The organism is Christiangramia forsetii KT0803, from assembly GCF_000060345.1.
Lineage (GTDB): Bacteria > Bacteroidota > Bacteroidia > Flavobacteriales > Flavobacteriaceae > Christiangramia > Christiangramia forsetii.
The window spans coordinates 3,783,496-3,798,465 of record NC_008571.1 but is presented as its reverse complement, the minus strand read 5'-3'; the positions used below and the strand labels follow the sequence as shown (position 1 = coordinate 3,798,465).

The 14,970-nt window shown below is 36.4% G+C and carries 17 protein-coding genes; 13 read left to right on the top strand and 4 right to left on the bottom strand.

The genetic code is table 11. The annotated features are described in order from the left end of the window. A complete protein-coding gene (locus tag GFO_RS17165) occupies positions 1 to 522 on the bottom strand; it encodes a DUF421 domain-containing protein (protein WP_011711476.1) in 522 nt (173 codons plus the stop codon). A gap of 10 nt (positions 523 to 532) precedes the next feature. Next, positions 533 to 1,381, bottom strand: coding sequence for an SDR family oxidoreductase (locus GFO_RS17160; protein WP_011711475.1), 849 nt, complete (start codon positions 1,379 to 1,381; stop codon positions 533 to 535). 199 nt (positions 1,382 to 1,580) lie between these two features. On the opposite strand from GFO_RS17160, the gene GFO_RS17155 reads away from it, so the two are divergent. Both GFO_RS17155 and GFO_RS17150 read left to right on the top strand, forming a co-directional pair. Continuing rightward, positions 1,581 to 2,294, top strand: coding sequence for a glycerophosphodiester phosphodiesterase (locus tag GFO_RS17155; RefSeq protein ID WP_011711474.1), 714 nt, complete (start codon positions 1,581 to 1,583; stop codon positions 2,292 to 2,294). A 61-nt stretch (positions 2,295 to 2,355) separates the two neighbouring features. Next, positions 2,356 to 3,564: a BaiN/RdsA family NAD(P)/FAD-dependent oxidoreductase gene (locus GFO_RS17150; protein WP_011711473.1), complete on the top strand. Its 1,209-nt coding sequence runs from the start codon at positions 2,356 to 2,358 to the stop codon at positions 3,562 to 3,564. Here the strand turns inward: GFO_RS17150 and GFO_RS17145 are convergent. After that, on the bottom strand, positions 3,554 to 4,033 hold the full coding sequence (locus GFO_RS17145; RefSeq protein ID WP_011711472.1) for a TspO/MBR family protein: 480 nt from the start codon (positions 4,031 to 4,033) through the stop codon (positions 3,554 to 3,556). The two genes, GFO_RS17150 and GFO_RS17145, sit on opposite strands and share 11 nt — an antisense overlap. Positions 4,034 to 4,129: 96 nt before the next feature. On the opposite strand from GFO_RS17145, the gene GFO_RS17140 reads away from it, so the two are divergent. The 11 genes from GFO_RS17140 (at position 4,130) to GFO_RS17090 (ending at position 13,462) form a co-directional block, all read left to right on the top strand. Continuing rightward, positions 4,130 to 5,212, top strand: a complete 1,083-nt coding sequence (locus GFO_RS17140; protein WP_041250178.1) for a diphosphomevalonate decarboxylase — start codon at positions 4,130 to 4,132, stop codon at positions 5,210 to 5,212. After that, entirely contained in the window at positions 5,212 to 5,445 is a 234-nt protein-coding gene (locus GFO_RS17135; RefSeq protein WP_011711470.1) for a DUF4160 domain-containing protein, read from the top strand. The genes GFO_RS17140 and GFO_RS17135 overlap by 1 nt, the downstream gene beginning before the upstream one ends. Next, positions 5,442 to 5,705: a DUF2442 domain-containing protein gene (locus GFO_RS17130; RefSeq protein WP_011711469.1), complete on the top strand. Its 264-nt coding sequence runs from the start codon at positions 5,442 to 5,444 to the stop codon at positions 5,703 to 5,705. The genes GFO_RS17135 and GFO_RS17130 overlap by 4 nt, the downstream gene beginning before the upstream one ends. Further along, a complete protein-coding gene (locus GFO_RS17125; protein ID WP_011711468.1) occupies positions 5,702 to 6,640 on the top strand; it encodes a mevalonate kinase family protein in 939 nt (312 codons plus the stop codon). Before GFO_RS17130 ends, GFO_RS17125 begins: the two co-directional genes overlap by 4 nt. A 9-nt stretch (positions 6,641 to 6,649) precedes the next feature. Next, positions 6,650 to 7,555: a geranylgeranylglycerol-phosphate geranylgeranyltransferase gene (locus tag GFO_RS17120; RefSeq protein WP_011711467.1), complete on the top strand. Its 906-nt coding sequence runs from the start codon at positions 6,650 to 6,652 to the stop codon at positions 7,553 to 7,555. Between the two features lie 81 nt (positions 7,556 to 7,636). Beyond that, positions 7,637 to 8,524, top strand: a complete 888-nt coding sequence (locus GFO_RS17115) for a pseudouridine synthase (protein ID WP_011711466.1) — start codon at positions 7,637 to 7,639, stop codon at positions 8,522 to 8,524. A 332-nt stretch (positions 8,525 to 8,856) separates the two neighbouring features. Continuing rightward, positions 8,857 to 10,260: an arginine decarboxylase gene (locus GFO_RS17110; RefSeq protein WP_011711464.1), complete on the top strand. Its 1,404-nt coding sequence runs from the start codon at positions 8,857 to 8,859 to the stop codon at positions 10,258 to 10,260. Positions 10,261 to 10,305: 45 nt separating this feature from the next. Continuing rightward, positions 10,306 to 11,181, top strand: a complete 876-nt coding sequence (gene speB / locus GFO_RS17105) for an agmatinase (RefSeq protein ID WP_011711463.1) — start codon at positions 10,306 to 10,308, stop codon at positions 11,179 to 11,181. After that, the gene (locus GFO_RS17100; RefSeq protein ID WP_011711462.1) at positions 11,174 to 12,145 is read left to right on the top strand and encodes a deoxyhypusine synthase family protein; all 972 of its coding nucleotides are present in this window, start codon (positions 11,174 to 11,176) and stop codon (positions 12,143 to 12,145) included. The genes speB and GFO_RS17100 overlap by 8 nt, the downstream gene beginning before the upstream one ends. An 85-nt stretch (positions 12,146 to 12,230) precedes the next feature. Further along, positions 12,231 to 12,806, top strand: a complete 576-nt coding sequence (locus GFO_RS17095; protein WP_011711461.1) for a hypothetical protein — start codon at positions 12,231 to 12,233, stop codon at positions 12,804 to 12,806. A gap of 11 nt (positions 12,807 to 12,817) precedes the next feature. Next, positions 12,818 to 13,462: a lipid-A-disaccharide synthase N-terminal domain-containing protein gene (locus GFO_RS17090; RefSeq protein WP_011711460.1), complete on the top strand. Its 645-nt coding sequence runs from the start codon at positions 12,818 to 12,820 to the stop codon at positions 13,460 to 13,462. Positions 13,463 to 13,563: 101 nt separating this feature from the next. Here the strand turns inward: GFO_RS17090 and GFO_RS17085 are convergent, their stop codons facing one another. Continuing rightward, the gene (locus GFO_RS17085) at positions 13,564 to 14,835 is read right to left on the bottom strand and encodes an MptA/MptB family glycosyltransferase (RefSeq protein ID WP_229664744.1); all 1,272 of its coding nucleotides are present in this window, start codon (positions 14,833 to 14,835) and stop codon (positions 13,564 to 13,566) included. Between the last annotated feature and the right edge of the window lie 135 nt (positions 14,836 to 14,970).

Sequence of the window (14,970 nt, the reverse complement as noted above, 5' to 3'; positions counted from 1 at the left end):
TTACCTATCTACACCTTTTATTAACCAGTCTTCAAGCTCCTCATCCATATCTCCAGTATGCAATACTGAAATATCTCCTGTCGCTTCAAAGATCACGGCTCTTACTTCTTTTAATCGCAACACATTAGCTTCCCTTAGTTTTGAACGCAGATCTTCCTCGGTAACCCTCGCCTTCTTGAGGTTATGATGAAGTATATTTTTTCCGTCCATCAACATAAGCGGAGCATTATCTACCACATCTCTCACTATTTTGTATCTTCTAAGAATTGCAACTAAAATTTGAAGAATATAAACAATCCCTAATCCCACAACTCCTTCCCAGAGGCTTACACTTTTAGACAGTACGGTGGTTGCAATCATGGAACCCAAAGCTACGGTCATGGCAAAGTCAAAACTAGACATCTTCGAGAAACTTCGCTTTCCAGCTATTCTTGTATAAACAATAATTGCTATATAAATCCCAATCGCAGTAAGGACTATTGCCACAAAAGACTCTAAATCAAAAACAAACCATTTTTCCATATCAATTCTTTTAACTTCCTATTATTTCTCCCCCATTAACATGTATCACCTGGCCAGTAATATAACTACTATCCTTGCAGGCTAAAAACACATATGCGGGACCAACTTCACTAGGCTGTCCTGCACGCTCCATAGGTACATCTTTGCCAAAATCTGAAATATTATCAAAAGTAGATGGAATTAATGGTGTCCAGATTGGGCCTGGGGCTACAGCATTCACGCGTATTTTCCTTTTCACTAACATTTTAGACAAAGAACGGGTAAAGCTCACTATTGCTCCTTTTGTACTTGAATAATCCAGTAAATGTTCACTACCCCTATAGGCTGTTACCGAAGTAGTATTTATAATTACCCCACCTTCTTTCAAATAGCTAAGAGACTCCTTTACTATATAGAAATAAGGATAAATATTGGTTCGAAAGGTCTCATCAAACTGCGCAGAAGTTATATCTTCTACTTTAGATTTTGGAAACTGCATTGCAGCATTGTTAACTACAACATCCAGCTGCCCAAATTCATTGATAACATTTTTTATAACCTCTCTGCAAAAACTCTCTTCTTTAAGATCCCCAGAAATTATAAGGCAATTTCCTCCTTCTATTTCAATTAGCTTCTTTGTCTCCAGTGCATCTTCCGTTTCTTCCAGATATACAATAGCTACATTCGCACCTTCCCGGGCAAAATGCACGGCAGCACTACGACCAATCCCACTATCTCCTCCAGTGATTAGTGCTGTTTTTCCTTTTAGCTTATCACTACCTTTATAATCTTCTCTTATAATTTCCGGTTCCGGATACATTTTATACTCATCTCCGGGCTGGCTCTGGTCTTGTTCTGGAAATTTTTCAGGTTTACTCATACTTTTAAAATTACACTTTTGTTATTGACTGAATAACCACTGAGGAATGAAAAATTAACTTGTTCCGGCTATACCTCTAAATTACTGTGCTTTTCAGCAAAATAAATGTTAAGCAGTCTTAATCCTTTCTAAATCTTAGTGTTTTAAAACTGATAGCATTAAAAAATAATTGGAATGGATTATTTGAATATTTTTGAACATGAACAATTTTCTAAAAATAGGACATAGGGGAGCAAAAGCTCACGTTGCAGAAAACACTTTGGAAAGCATACAAAAAGCTTTAGATATTGGGGTGGATATGATAGAAATTGATGTGCATAAATGTGCGAGCGGTGAACTTTGGGTAATTCATGATTTCACCTTAGATAGAACTACCAACGGGAGTGGGGAAATTGCGAAAAAATCCGCTGAAGAACTAAGTAAACTTAAAGTAGAAAACCATTTTAAAATTCCGCTGTTAACTGAAGTCCTTGATCTTATTGAAGGAAAATGCCTGATTAATATTGAGTTGAAAGGTTTAAATACCGCAACTCCTGTTTGTATGTTATTAAAGAAAAAAATTACTGAAGGAACATGGAACTATTCAGATTTTATCATTTCAAGTTTTCAGAAAAATGAACTTTTTGAAGTTCGCAATAACGATGAACAGGCACCAATAGCCATTCTTAGCAAGGCAAGTGTACCAGAGGCGATAGAATTGGGAAAGCGTCTTAACGCATGGACTATACATCCTTCTTTGGGAATTATAACCAGGGACAATACCAAACTAAGTCAGGATGCAGGTTTTAAGGTAAATGTATGGACCGTTAATGAAAGGGAAGACATTAAAAGAATGATAGATTTTGGGGTGGATGGAATAATTTCAGATTATCCAAATCGTCTGCACAACCCGGTTCTAAACCTGAATCCATAAAACCATATTTCTGAATCACTTTTTATCTCCCTACTTTTGTTTCAGATTAAAAGAGTGAAATTTGAAGCAATTTGATATAATTATCGTGGGTGGTGGTGCCGCAGGTTTTTTCACGGCTATGAATGCTGCTGAAAATAATCCTGAACTTAAAATTCTAATTCTCGAAAGAGGAAAAGAAGTACTTACAAAAGTAAAAGTTTCCGGAGGAGGCCGCTGTAATGTTACTCATGCCGAATTCATTCCTGCTGAACTTGTAAAAAAATATCCCCGTGGAGAAAAAGAACTTCGCGGACCTTTTCATAATTTCATGACGGGCGATACAATAGCATGGTTCAATGAACGCGGAATAGAACTAAAAACCGAAGAAGACGGCAGGATGTTCCCGATCACCGATAGTTCTCAAACTATTATAGACTGCTTCACCAAAGAATGTAAAAAACTGAATATTGAAATTCAAAAAGGACAAAGCCTGAAGAATTTTTCGAGAGAACAGGACTTCTGGCAAATAAATACGAATAGCACAAGTTTTAAATCTTCGAAATTAATGCTTGCGACCGGCAGTAATTCAAAGGTGTGGAATTTACTTCAAAAAATGGGACATCATATTGTAGACGCTGTACCCTCTCTCTTTACTTTTAATATTCAGGATAACAGAATTAAAGGAATTGCCGGAATTGCTACTGATGCTGAAGTAAAAATTTTAAATGAAAACCTGGAAAGCTCAGGCCCCCTCTTAATCACACATTGGGGAATGAGCGGTCCCGCAATCTTAAAACTATCAGCCTGGGGCGCTAGAGGACTAAACATGCTCGATTATAAGTTCGATATTCAGGTAAACTGGCTCCCGGGATATACCAAAACAGATATTTTAAACGACCTGAAAGAATTGAAATTTTCAATTTCAAAACAACAAGTTTCTACCAGACCACAATTTGATCTACCAAAAAGACTCTGGCAGAGTATAGTTTCCGCAGCAAAAATAGAGACCGATACGAAGTGGGCTGATCTCAATAAAGATCAGCTTAAAAAACTTGCAGAAGAACTTACCTCTGCAGTTTTTAATGTAAACGGTAAAAGCACTTTTAAAGAAGAATTTGTAACTGCCGGAGGAGTAGATCTAAAAGAAGTCGATTTTAAAACTTTCGAAAGTAAACTTCTTAAAGACCTTTATTTTGCCGGGGAAATTTTAAATATAGATGCAATTACTGGTGGCTTCAACTTTCAGAATGCCTGGACCGGTGGATACCTCGCCGCAAAGGCTATGAGTTAAGCCTCCATATCTCAAAATTTATTGCAATCATAAACAGCACCCATGCGGCATAGGGTGTTAGTAAATAGGCGGCTCTTATATTTACGATTCTAAACCACCTTATGGTGAAAACGACAAGAATAAATAAGGTTATAAGATCGAGCAGGGCTAAAAATGGTTTCTCCAGGGCAAAGAATAATAAAAACCAGAAGCCGTTTAACAGTAGTTGAAATAAGAAATGATATAAAGCTGTTTTCACCCATTTGTGATAAAAACCTTTGCTCCAAACAATCCCTGCGGCAACCCCCATTAGCACATACATCAAAATCCAGATAATACTAAAAAGCTCTACTTCAATATGGAACCAGGGTTTTAATAAAGAAGGATACCATTCGGTAATCCCGGTCTGGGTCGCGATAATACCCATAAAGCCAAAGACGAGACAAATTCCCACCGCAAAAGAACTCCTTATAAATAGTTTTTTGGTCATATTTGGCCGGTTGATATTACTAAAATAGGAATTTATTTGGATTGTTTAGCTACGATTCCAATCCATAAAAGTTTAACTTTGGCAAAAATTATGAGGATGACCCAAATGGAATTTATTCCTTCAGAATATACTACGAATATTGAATCGGGTGAGTTTACCTGGCAATCCCCAAGCAACATTGCATTGATAAAATATTGGGGGAAACTCGAAAATCAAATCCCTGCAAACCCTTCAATAAGTTTTACTTTGGACCATTGCAAAAGTACTACGACCCTTAAATTTAAAAAGAAGGAAAATCCAGGTAATTTTGATTTCGACTTTTTTTTTGAAGGAAAAGAAAAAGAAGATTTTAAACCGAAAATTAGAAAATTCTTTGAGCGTATTGAGGCTTATTGCCCATACCTGAAGGATTATTATTTTGAGATCCATAGTGAAAATTCTTTTCCCCATAGCAGCGGGATTGCATCTTCAGCAAGTGGTATGAGTGCGCTGGCACTTTGTTTAATGCAACTGGAAAAAGAGTTAAATCCTAAGATTGATAAAGAACAATTCAATAGAAAGGCCTCATTTCTCGCAAGATTAGGATCGGGAAGTGCTTCCAGAAGTATAGCCGGTGAGCTCGTAGTTTGGGGAAAACATGAATATATTGAGAGCTCTTCAGATCTTTATGCAATTGAATACCCACATCAGGTTCATAAGAATTTCAAGAATTATCAAGACACTATTCTACTGGTAGATAAAGGGGAAAAACAGGTAAGCAGTACGATAGGTCACGATCTTATGCATGGCCATCCATTTGCTGAGAAACGTTTTGAACAGGCTAATGAGAATCTGAAGAAATTAATTCCGGTCTTGAAATCGGGAGATTTATCAGCATTCATTAAAATTGTGGAAAGAGAAGCCTTAAGCCTTCATGCCATGATGATGAGTAGCCAGCCCTATTTCATTTTAATGAAACCAAACACTTTAGAAATCATCAATAAGATTTGGGAATTTAGAGAAGCCACCAAGATTCCGGCTTGTTTTACCTTAGATGCCGGAGCAAACGTGCATCTCTTATATCCTGACAAACATAAAGATGAAGTTTTAGAATTCATTAAGAATGAGTTAGTTGTGTATTGTCAAAACGCACATTATATTTGCGACCAGGTTGGTGATGGTGCAAAAAAATTATCCTGATGCCTACTCTATTAAAGAAAAATGGATTTAGATATTTCTTTTACTCCAATGAGCATCTACCAAAACATATTCACGTAGAAGGAAAAGGCGGAGAAGCTAAAATTGAATTAGATTCATTAACTTTGATTAATGCTTTCAATTTGAAAAAGAAGGATTTAACTGTAATTATTAAAACTGTAACCAATCAGCGTTTCTTCTTTATTAGAAAGTGGGATGAATTTTATTCTATATGAATACAGTTGTAGACTCAAATATTAAAATTAATAAAGTTTTCTTTAGAGATGAAAAAGTTTTTTTTGATCTTGAAGATGGTCGGGAAATTGGAGCACCCCTAAAATGGTATCCTAAACTCTTAAATGCATCTGAAAAAGAACGTTTAAATTTCTCAATTTCTCCGAGCGGTTACGGCGTACATTGGAAGGAGCTGGACGAAGACCTTTCCGCCTACGGAATGTTACATTATAATCAAGAATTAAACACCCAGTCTAGATGAAAGGACCTCTATTTTACTCAAAAATCCTTCTCTTCGGAGAATATGGGATCATTAAAGATTCCAAGGGTTTATCTATTCCTTATAACTTCTATAATGGAGCGCTTAAACTAGATGAAAATCTGGGAGAAGAAGCAAAGAAGTCTAACGAGAACCTTAGAAAATTTGCCGCATACCTCGAAGCTCTGCAGGAGAACAATCCTGAATTAGTCCATTTTGATCTTGATTCAATTCGAGAAGACATTTCCAATGGAATGTATTTTGACTCAAGTATTCCGCAAGGATATGGAGTGGGAAGCAGTGGCGCTTTGGTAGCTGCTATCTATGACAAATATGCTACAGATAAGATCACCGTTCTTGAAAATCTAACCAGAGATAAATTATTGAAGCTGAAAAAGATTTTCGGAGAAATGGAATCTTTTTTCCACGGAAAATCTTCAGGTCTGGATCCGCTTAATTCTTATTTAAGCATTCCAATCCTTATTAATTCAAAAGAAAATATAGAACCTGCAGGAATTCCTTCTCAGACTGAAAACGGAACCGGGGCAGTATTTCTTTTAGATAGTGGTATTACCGGTGAAACAGGCCCAATGGTGAGCATTTTTATGGAAAACATGAAACAGGAACCTTTCAGAAAAATGCTGAAAGATCAGTTTGTAAAACAAACCGATGCCTGTGTAGATGATTTCTTAAAAGGAGATGTAAAATCTTTATTTTCAAACGTAAAGAAACTCTCACATACTGTTCTTGACAACTTTAAGCCGATGATTCCTGCTAAATTTCATAAACTTTGGAAAAATGGGATCGAAACAAATGATTATTATTTAAAACTTTGCGGTTCTGGTGGCGGAGGCTATATTCTTGGTTTTACAGAAGATATAGACAAGGCCAGAAAAGCTCTTAAAGATTATAATTTAGAAGTAGTATATAACTTCTAAAATCTACTTATGCCTTCCACTGCGAATAAGCGCTTGCTACTGAAGATTTTCAGTCTTTTTTCTGTAGTCAGAGGTTACAACATTCTGGTGGTTGCCATAGCTCAATACCTGACTTCGGCTTTTATACTGGCTCATGATAAACCCCTTAGGGAGGTTCTTTTTGATGCCAACCTTTTCTTTTTGATTCTGGCATCTTCAAGTGTGATCGCTTCCGGTTATATTATCAATAACTTTTACGATAGCGAAAAAGACCTTATCAACAGGCCTAAAAAAACGATGCTGGATCGTGTGGTTAGTCAGCGAACCAAATTATCTGTATATTTTATTCTAAATTTTGCGGCAATCTTTTTTGCCAGCTATGTTTCGTTTAGAGCCGTAGTCTTCTTTTCTATATATATTTTTATTATCTGGCTGTATTCACACCGTCTCAAAAAGATTATTTTTCTGGGTAATCTTGTTGCCTCCATTTTAACGATCACTCCGTTTTTTGTGATTTTCGTTTATTACAAGAATTTCGAAACCGTAATATTTATCCATGCTACCTTTCTTTACCTGATGATTGTAATGCGGGAGCTTGTAAAAGATCTGGAAAATATGCAGGGAGATCTTGTCCAGAATTATCAAACGATCCCTCTTGTATATGGAGAAAAATGGAGTAAATTTTTTCTGTCTGTTTGTAGCGTCCTGGCAATAATTCCTATTTTTCTTTTGGTTACCAAGTTTGAAACAGGATATATGGATTATTATTTCTATGCTTCTTTTATACTGTTGGTGATCTTTCTTCTAATGCTTTATTTCAGCAAAGCAAAATGGCAGTACCTCTTACTTCATAACATTCTAAAACTAATTATCGTTACAGGGGTTTTCAGCATCTTATTAATTGATATTGATGAAGTTCTAAACCGGGTATTTTAGGATAACCCGCTCATCCTAAAACTTTTCTCAAATACTTAGCTTGCTCATTGGGGATAATGTATCTTTGCAAAAAATTTAGCGATGAGTAGAAACGACAGATCTTCGGGCAACAGAAACAATAAATCTTCAGGTAGCAGGGGCGATAGATCTTCGAGTGGAAAACAGAGCGGAAGACAAGGTGGTGGAGAAAGAAAAAAATCTCATGCCCGTGGAAATGCGCCAGTGAAACCAAAAATGGAGAAAAGCCCGTTAACGAATTCTGACGGGATTCGTCTAAATAAATACATTGCTAATTCCGGGGTTTGTTCTCGTCGTGATGCCGACATGTATATCGCAGCCGGAAATGTTACCGTAAATGGTAAATCTATTACAGAAATGGGGTACCGTGTAAAGCTGGAAGATGATGTACGCTTTGACGGAAGAAGATTAAACCCGGAAAAGCCGGAATATATTCTGCTTAATAAACCTGCAGGCTTTTTTGTGACCGGAAACCCCGAAAAAGGTGGGAAAACTGTTATGGAGCTAGTTGCAAGAACTACCAGCGCTAAAGTAAGTCCGGTAGGGAAACTGGATAATCAGGCAAAAGGCCTTTTGCTTTTCACAAATGATGGCACGCTTGCAAAGAAACTGGCTAAACCAAAGAATGGGATCAGACAGATATATCAGGTCACTCTAAATAAAAATTTAACTAAGGAAGACCTCGAAGGCATTGAGAAAGGTGTTTATATTGAAGGTTCCAAAGTACTCATTACTAGTATAAGCTTTATTGAAGACAAGCCTCATAATGAAGTAGGCATTGAACTTTACAGCATTAAAGAACATATTGTAACACGTATTTTCAAAAGTTTAGGTTATGAAGTAGAGAGCCTGGATCGTGTTGTTTTTGGCGGTCTTACCAAGAAAGATCTACCTCGCGGAAGACATCGTAATCTTACTAAACAAGAGGTAATAAACCTCGGGATGCATTAATTATATTTTTAGGTTTTCCATTCTGTTTTTTTAATACATTTACTTAGTCAAAAACCGAAGCAGTCTAAAAAGTAAAAAAGCGTCTTCCTGAATTTATTTCAGCTTGACGAAATTTTGACTTTGTAGATAGTTTCTTTTGGATTTTATTTAATTGGACAGAATTTTTCCTTTTAAGTCTGAAGTTACTTCAGCATTTCAAACCCCTAATGGTCATCATCTTTTTGATCAGATAAACGGGTTATCAGATTTTATTCTTAACATTAATTTACCAGTTGATTCTTTCGACCCTATAAATTATTATCTAATTTTTAGCCTTAAATCTTTTTAGGAAATTGAATACTAAATACAGCGATCTAATAGACCAGACTTATTACTTCCCTCAGGAAGAATTCAATCTGGACGGAGCCGAATTAAAATTCCATGATATAGACCTTATGGAATTAGTTCGAACATATGGAGCTCCTTTAAAATTTACCTACTTACCAAAGATATCTCAAAATATAAATCGTGCTAAAGACTGGTTTAAATCAGCCATTGAAAAGCATGATTATAAGGGATCTTACAATTATTGTTATTGTACCAAAAGCTCCCATTTTGAGCATGTTTTAAATGAAGCTCTTAAAAATGATATTCATATTGAAACTTCTTCTGCATTCGACATTAATATTGTGGAGAAGCTGAAAAAAGCGGGGAAAATTTCAGATGACAGATGGGTAATTTGTAATGGTTTCAAAAGAGATCAATATATAGAAAATATCAGTCGGTTATTAAATGGCGGGCATAAGAACTGCCTTCCTATAATTGACAATTATGAAGAATTAGACCTGCTTTCAGAAAAGATCGATGACAAATTCCAGGTGGGAATTCGGATCGCTTCTGAAGAAGAACCAAAATTCGAATTTTATACTTCCAGACTTGGAATAGGATACAAAAACATTGTCCCGTTCTACAATAAGCAGATCAAGGAAAACGATCAGGTAGAATTGAAAATGCTACATTTTTTCATCAATACCGGGATTCGTGATACGGCCTATTACTGGAACGAATTAAATAAATGTTTAAAAGTTTACATTGCACTAAAAAAGGTTGCGCCACACCTGGACAGCCTGAATATTGGTGGTGGTTTTCCTATTAAAAACTCCCTGGCTTTCGAATATGATTATGCTTATATGGTTGATGAGATCATCAATCACATTAAACTAACCTGTGATGATGCTGAAGTTGACGTTCCAAATATTTTTACTGAATTTGGAAGCTTTACCGTAGGAGAAAGTGGGGGAGCGATCTATGAAGTTTTATATCAGAAACAACAGAACGATCGTGAAAAATGGAATATGATCAATTCATCTTTCATTACCACTTTGCCAGATACCTGGGCGATCAGCAAGAAATTTGTGATGCTGGCGGTGAATCGCTGGAATGATGAATATGAAAGGGTACTTTTAGGTGGGCTTACCTGTGATAGTGACGATTATTATAATTCTGAACAACACACAAATGCCATTTACCTTCCAAAATTCAAAAAGGAAAAGCCTTTATACATAGGATTTTTTAATACCGGAGCTTACCAGGATACTATTGGTGGTTTTGGTGGATTACAGCATTGTTTAATTCCGCAGCCGAAACATATTTTGATAAACAAAGATGAAAATGGCCAATTAAACACCCGCCTGTTCAGTGAGGAGCAAAACCATGAAGACATGCTGAATATTTTGGGTTATGATAGAAACAAATAATATTTATAACTTTAAAGATCAACTAACTAATCAATTCAATTAGCCATGAGCAAAAAGAATTATGCCGGGATACCCGATAAACACGCTCGTATAGACGAAGCAAAAGTGGTATTGATTCCTGTTCCCTATGATGGGACCAGTACCTGGCAAAAAGGTGCCGATAAAGGCCCTGAGGCATTTTTAAACGCCTCCGAAAATATGGAGCTGTACGATATTGAGACTCGAAGTGAGGTTTACAGACAAGGTATTTACCTTGCTCCTCCTGTAACCGAAGATTCTTCTCCGGAAAAGATGGTGGAAGCTGTTTATAAGACCACCAAAAACTATATTAAGCAGGACAAGTTTGTTACTTTATTTGGGGGTGAACATTCGATCTCTATTGGGAGTATCAAAGCTTTTAACGAGTCTTTTGAAGATCTAACGGTAGTACAACTAGATGCACATGCCGATCTTAGACCGGAGTATGAAGGCTCCAGCTGTAATCATGCATGCGCCATGCACGAAGCTAGCAAAACGACGAATTTAGTACAGGTAGGAATTCGTTCTATGGATGTTTCAGAAAATGACCATATGGATGAAAATCAGGTGTACTTTGCTCATGATCTATATGAAGACTGGCAGGAAGATGCTATAGGACAAATGACGCCTAATGTATTTATCACCATAGACCTGGATGCTTTGGACCCAAGCATTATGCCTTCTACAGGAACCCCCGAACCAGGAGGATTGTTCTGGTATGAAACGCTGGAATTCCTAAAAATGATGTTCAAGAAAAAAAACGTGGTAGGCTTTGACATTGTAGAATTATGCCCGAATAAAGAGGAAAAATCGTCAGATTTCCTGGCGGCAAAACTTTACTATAAAATGTTGAGCTACAAATTCAAATATCAAGATTATAACGAACAAGACGAAGATGAGTAAAGGACAGATATCTCAGTTTATTGAGAAATACTATTTACATTTTAATGCAGCGGCTCTTGTAGATGCTGCGAAAGATTACGAAAAACAGCTTGAAGGAGGTTCTAAAATGCTGGTTTCCCTGGCTGGCGCGATGAGTACAGCCGAAATTGGGAAAATCTTTGCTGAAATGATCCGCCAGGATAAGGTTCATATTATCTCCTGTACGGGTGCAAACTTGGAGGAGGACGTAATGAACCTTGTGGCCCATTCACATTATAAAAGAGTTCCAAATTATCGTGATCTTACTCCGCAAGATGAATGGGATTTACTGGAAAAAGGATTGAACCGCGTGACCGATACCTGTATTCCTGAAGAAGAAGCTTTTAGAAGAATTCAGGAGCATATTTTCAAGATCTGGAAAGATGCTGAAGAAAAAGGGGAACGTTTTTTTCCGCATGAATTTCTCCATAAGCTTTTATTAAGCGGCGTGATGGAAGAGCATTATGAAATAGACCTGAAAGATTCATGGATGTACGCTGCAGCTGAAAAAAACCTGCCAATGGTAGTTCCGGGTTGGGAAGATTCTACGCTTGGGAATATTTTCGCCTCTTATGTTTTAAAAGGTGAATTAAAAGCAAGCACCATGAAATCGGGTATTGAATATATGACTTTCCTTGCCGACTGGTATACTGATAATTCTAAGGACGGAATTGGATTCTTCCAGATTGGCGGTGGTATCGCAGGGGATTTCCCAATTTGTGTAGTGCCTATGTTATACCAGGATATGGAAAGACCAGATACTCCTTTCTGGAGTTACTTCTGCCAGATTTCAGATTCTACAACCAGTTACGGTTCCTATTCCGGAGCGGTTCCAAATGAGAAGATTACCTGGGGTAAATTAGACATCGATACTCCAAAACACATTATAGAAAGTGACGCAACCATCGTCGCTCCCTTAGTTTTTGCATATCTGCTGGATATGTAATTAACAAATTATTAAAGTAAGTTAAAGCTGTTCAGTATTTCTAAATTAGTAATATTGAACAGCTTTTTTAATATGGCCTTTTTAGATGAAAAAATATTTTATTTTACTTGTCGCCCTTTCTTTTACTCTAATTTCCTGCCATAGTCCCAGCTATGTATTTGACCGAACTTCATCTAACTATTTTAAATTTCCAAAAGGAAATTATCTATTGAATACAATTGATGCGCCAGAGGCAGTACGACTGGATATGCAGGAGATGATTTTTGAAGAATTTGGTGAAGAAATAGGTCAAAAAAATATTACAAGCCTGCAAAAAGCAACAATACGTATTATCCCATCGAAAATCCACTTTCACCCAGATCAGGAAACTATAAAGGAATGGGATCAAAGTACTGGTAATTATGACTATATTATCAATATCATTGCAGAAAAAGAAAGTGATGATGTACAATCAATGGTTATAGGCAATCTGGATCCATCTGATAAAAATATAGTAACGGTAGGAATGGAAATTATTAATTTAAACGATCAGGCAAGCATCTTTTTTTCTCAGGTAAGAGCAGAGCTTTCTGACAACAATGATACTAAAGATTTTTCTTTTGCCGTAAGTTCGAATACCATGCTTAATAAGAGTTTGAAAAAAATCTTGAGAAGAATATAAATATTTAACTAATGGAAAACTGGCCCATATTTACTATTGGTTTTTTAGCGCAATTATTATTCTCTGCCAGGCTCATTTCACAGTGGTTTTTATCTGAAAAATCTCAGAAAGTAGAGACTCCGGTTCTTTTCTGGAAACTTAGCCTACTCGCCTCGATCCTTTTATTTATCTACGGGTATTTGCGGGAAGATCTGGCTATCATGCTTGGACAGTTTTTAATTTATGGTATTTACTGGCGAAACCTGAATTTACAAGGTGAATGGCATAACAGGAATATTTTTTTTAAATCTCTGGTCATCGTTTTTCCAATTGGTATTACCGCTTATATTTTATTTCTGGGCTCCTTACAATGGTCAGATCTTTATAAATCTGAAAATATCACGGCGCTGCTTATAGCATTGGGAATAATTGGCCAAATAGTTTATACCTCAAGATTTTTTTACCAGTGGTACCATTCTGAAAAGACTCAAGAATCTTCATTGCCAATGGGGTTTTGGGTACTAAGTCTTATAGGTTCTATTTTATTATTTACCTACGGAATTTTCAGAGATGACCCGGTTCTGGTGGCCGCCCATTTCTTTGGAGGTATTATCTATGTGCGAGATATGTACCTCTTGAAAAAATCTGGAGAACGAACGGAGAGCATTGAGTCCTAATTTCATTTCAATGTTTTTTTCAATTAAATAAGTATTGAGAGGACTAGCTATTGAAAAATACCAGCTTTACGGAAAAAATTAGTTTTCCTATGATCAAAGATCTAAGTTTTGACAATCCTTCCTGACTTTAAAAATAGCTCTCTAATCATATATCCAAATACAACCAGGTATTCAAATGCAACCAACCAAAGATTCTCCTGGAAATCGGGATTAGAATAGGCGTAATAACTAACCATAATTACAATGGACCATGCGATTACATATTTCATCTCTGTAAACACACTAAGAATTAATGGAATAGCTAGATACCATGGATGCACCGTAGTTGCTAAAAATAAATAGGCGGTTACCGCAAACAACATATTTTTCAAAAGCTGTTGTATATTTTGATATTTCCTCAAAAAGGTCAATCCTAGAATTATAAGAATGGTAATAATTGGTAAGATCTTTCCAACGGTTTCAATAATATTGTAACCCTTAACCTGGAACCCAACCCACCTTATAATATAATAGATGCTGGCATTGAATTCGAATTTCCCAAACCATAATCCCACACTGCTAAGGAAATTTGAAACTACTTCCGCAGAATAAAATGGCAGAAATGAAACAACTACAGTTGAAATACATACAACATAATACAGAAACAACCTTTTGAAACCGTCTATCCTTCGACTACGCTCAGGATGACTTTTATCTGTAACATTCTCATCTTCACTTATAGCATTTGTCTGGCTGAGCGCAGTCGAAGCCTTAAAGAAATATTTGAACAATAATGGCAACAATAATAATGGCAGTAATTTTACAGATATGGAAAGTCCGAATAGAACAGCACTCCAAAACCATTTTCGCTGGTGTAACAAATACAGCGACCAGATTAAAAAGAAAACCATTACAGACTCGAAATGCAAGTTCCCAGTCATTTCAATAATAATAAATGGATTTAGAACATACCAGAAAATTTGATATTCTGGCAATCCAATTGATTTCAATAATTTTCTTCCGAAGAACAGCGTACCAAGATCTGCAAGAATAATAAATATCCTGAAGATAACAACGGCTCCTAAAATACTTTGAGCCGAAAGCCAACCTGCAATCGCGAACATCAACTGATTTAAAGGCCCATAATTGGAATAATGGCCGGAACTTAGACTTCCCATTCCTTTTATTAGTTCCATAGGCTTAGAAATGCTAAATTCCGCTTTACTAATTAATTCATCAGGAATAAATTCATACGGATTCCAACCTTCAGCAATTAACCTCCCATCCCAGATAAAGCGAAAATAATCCTGAGACAGTTCCGGTAAGGAAACAATAAAAACCAATCTAAAAATTAAAGCCAGCGCTGCCAGAAACCAGAAATTAAATTTCTGCATCTGTATAAGTTTAAAGCTTAGATAAAAAAGTGCCGCGTAAAGACCTATCAGCCTAATAAAGTCTGCCCGTTCAAGCCCATAAGCAAAAGAGAAATAAAAAGCTACGCAAGAAAGCGCCAGCAAGATTGGGAATTT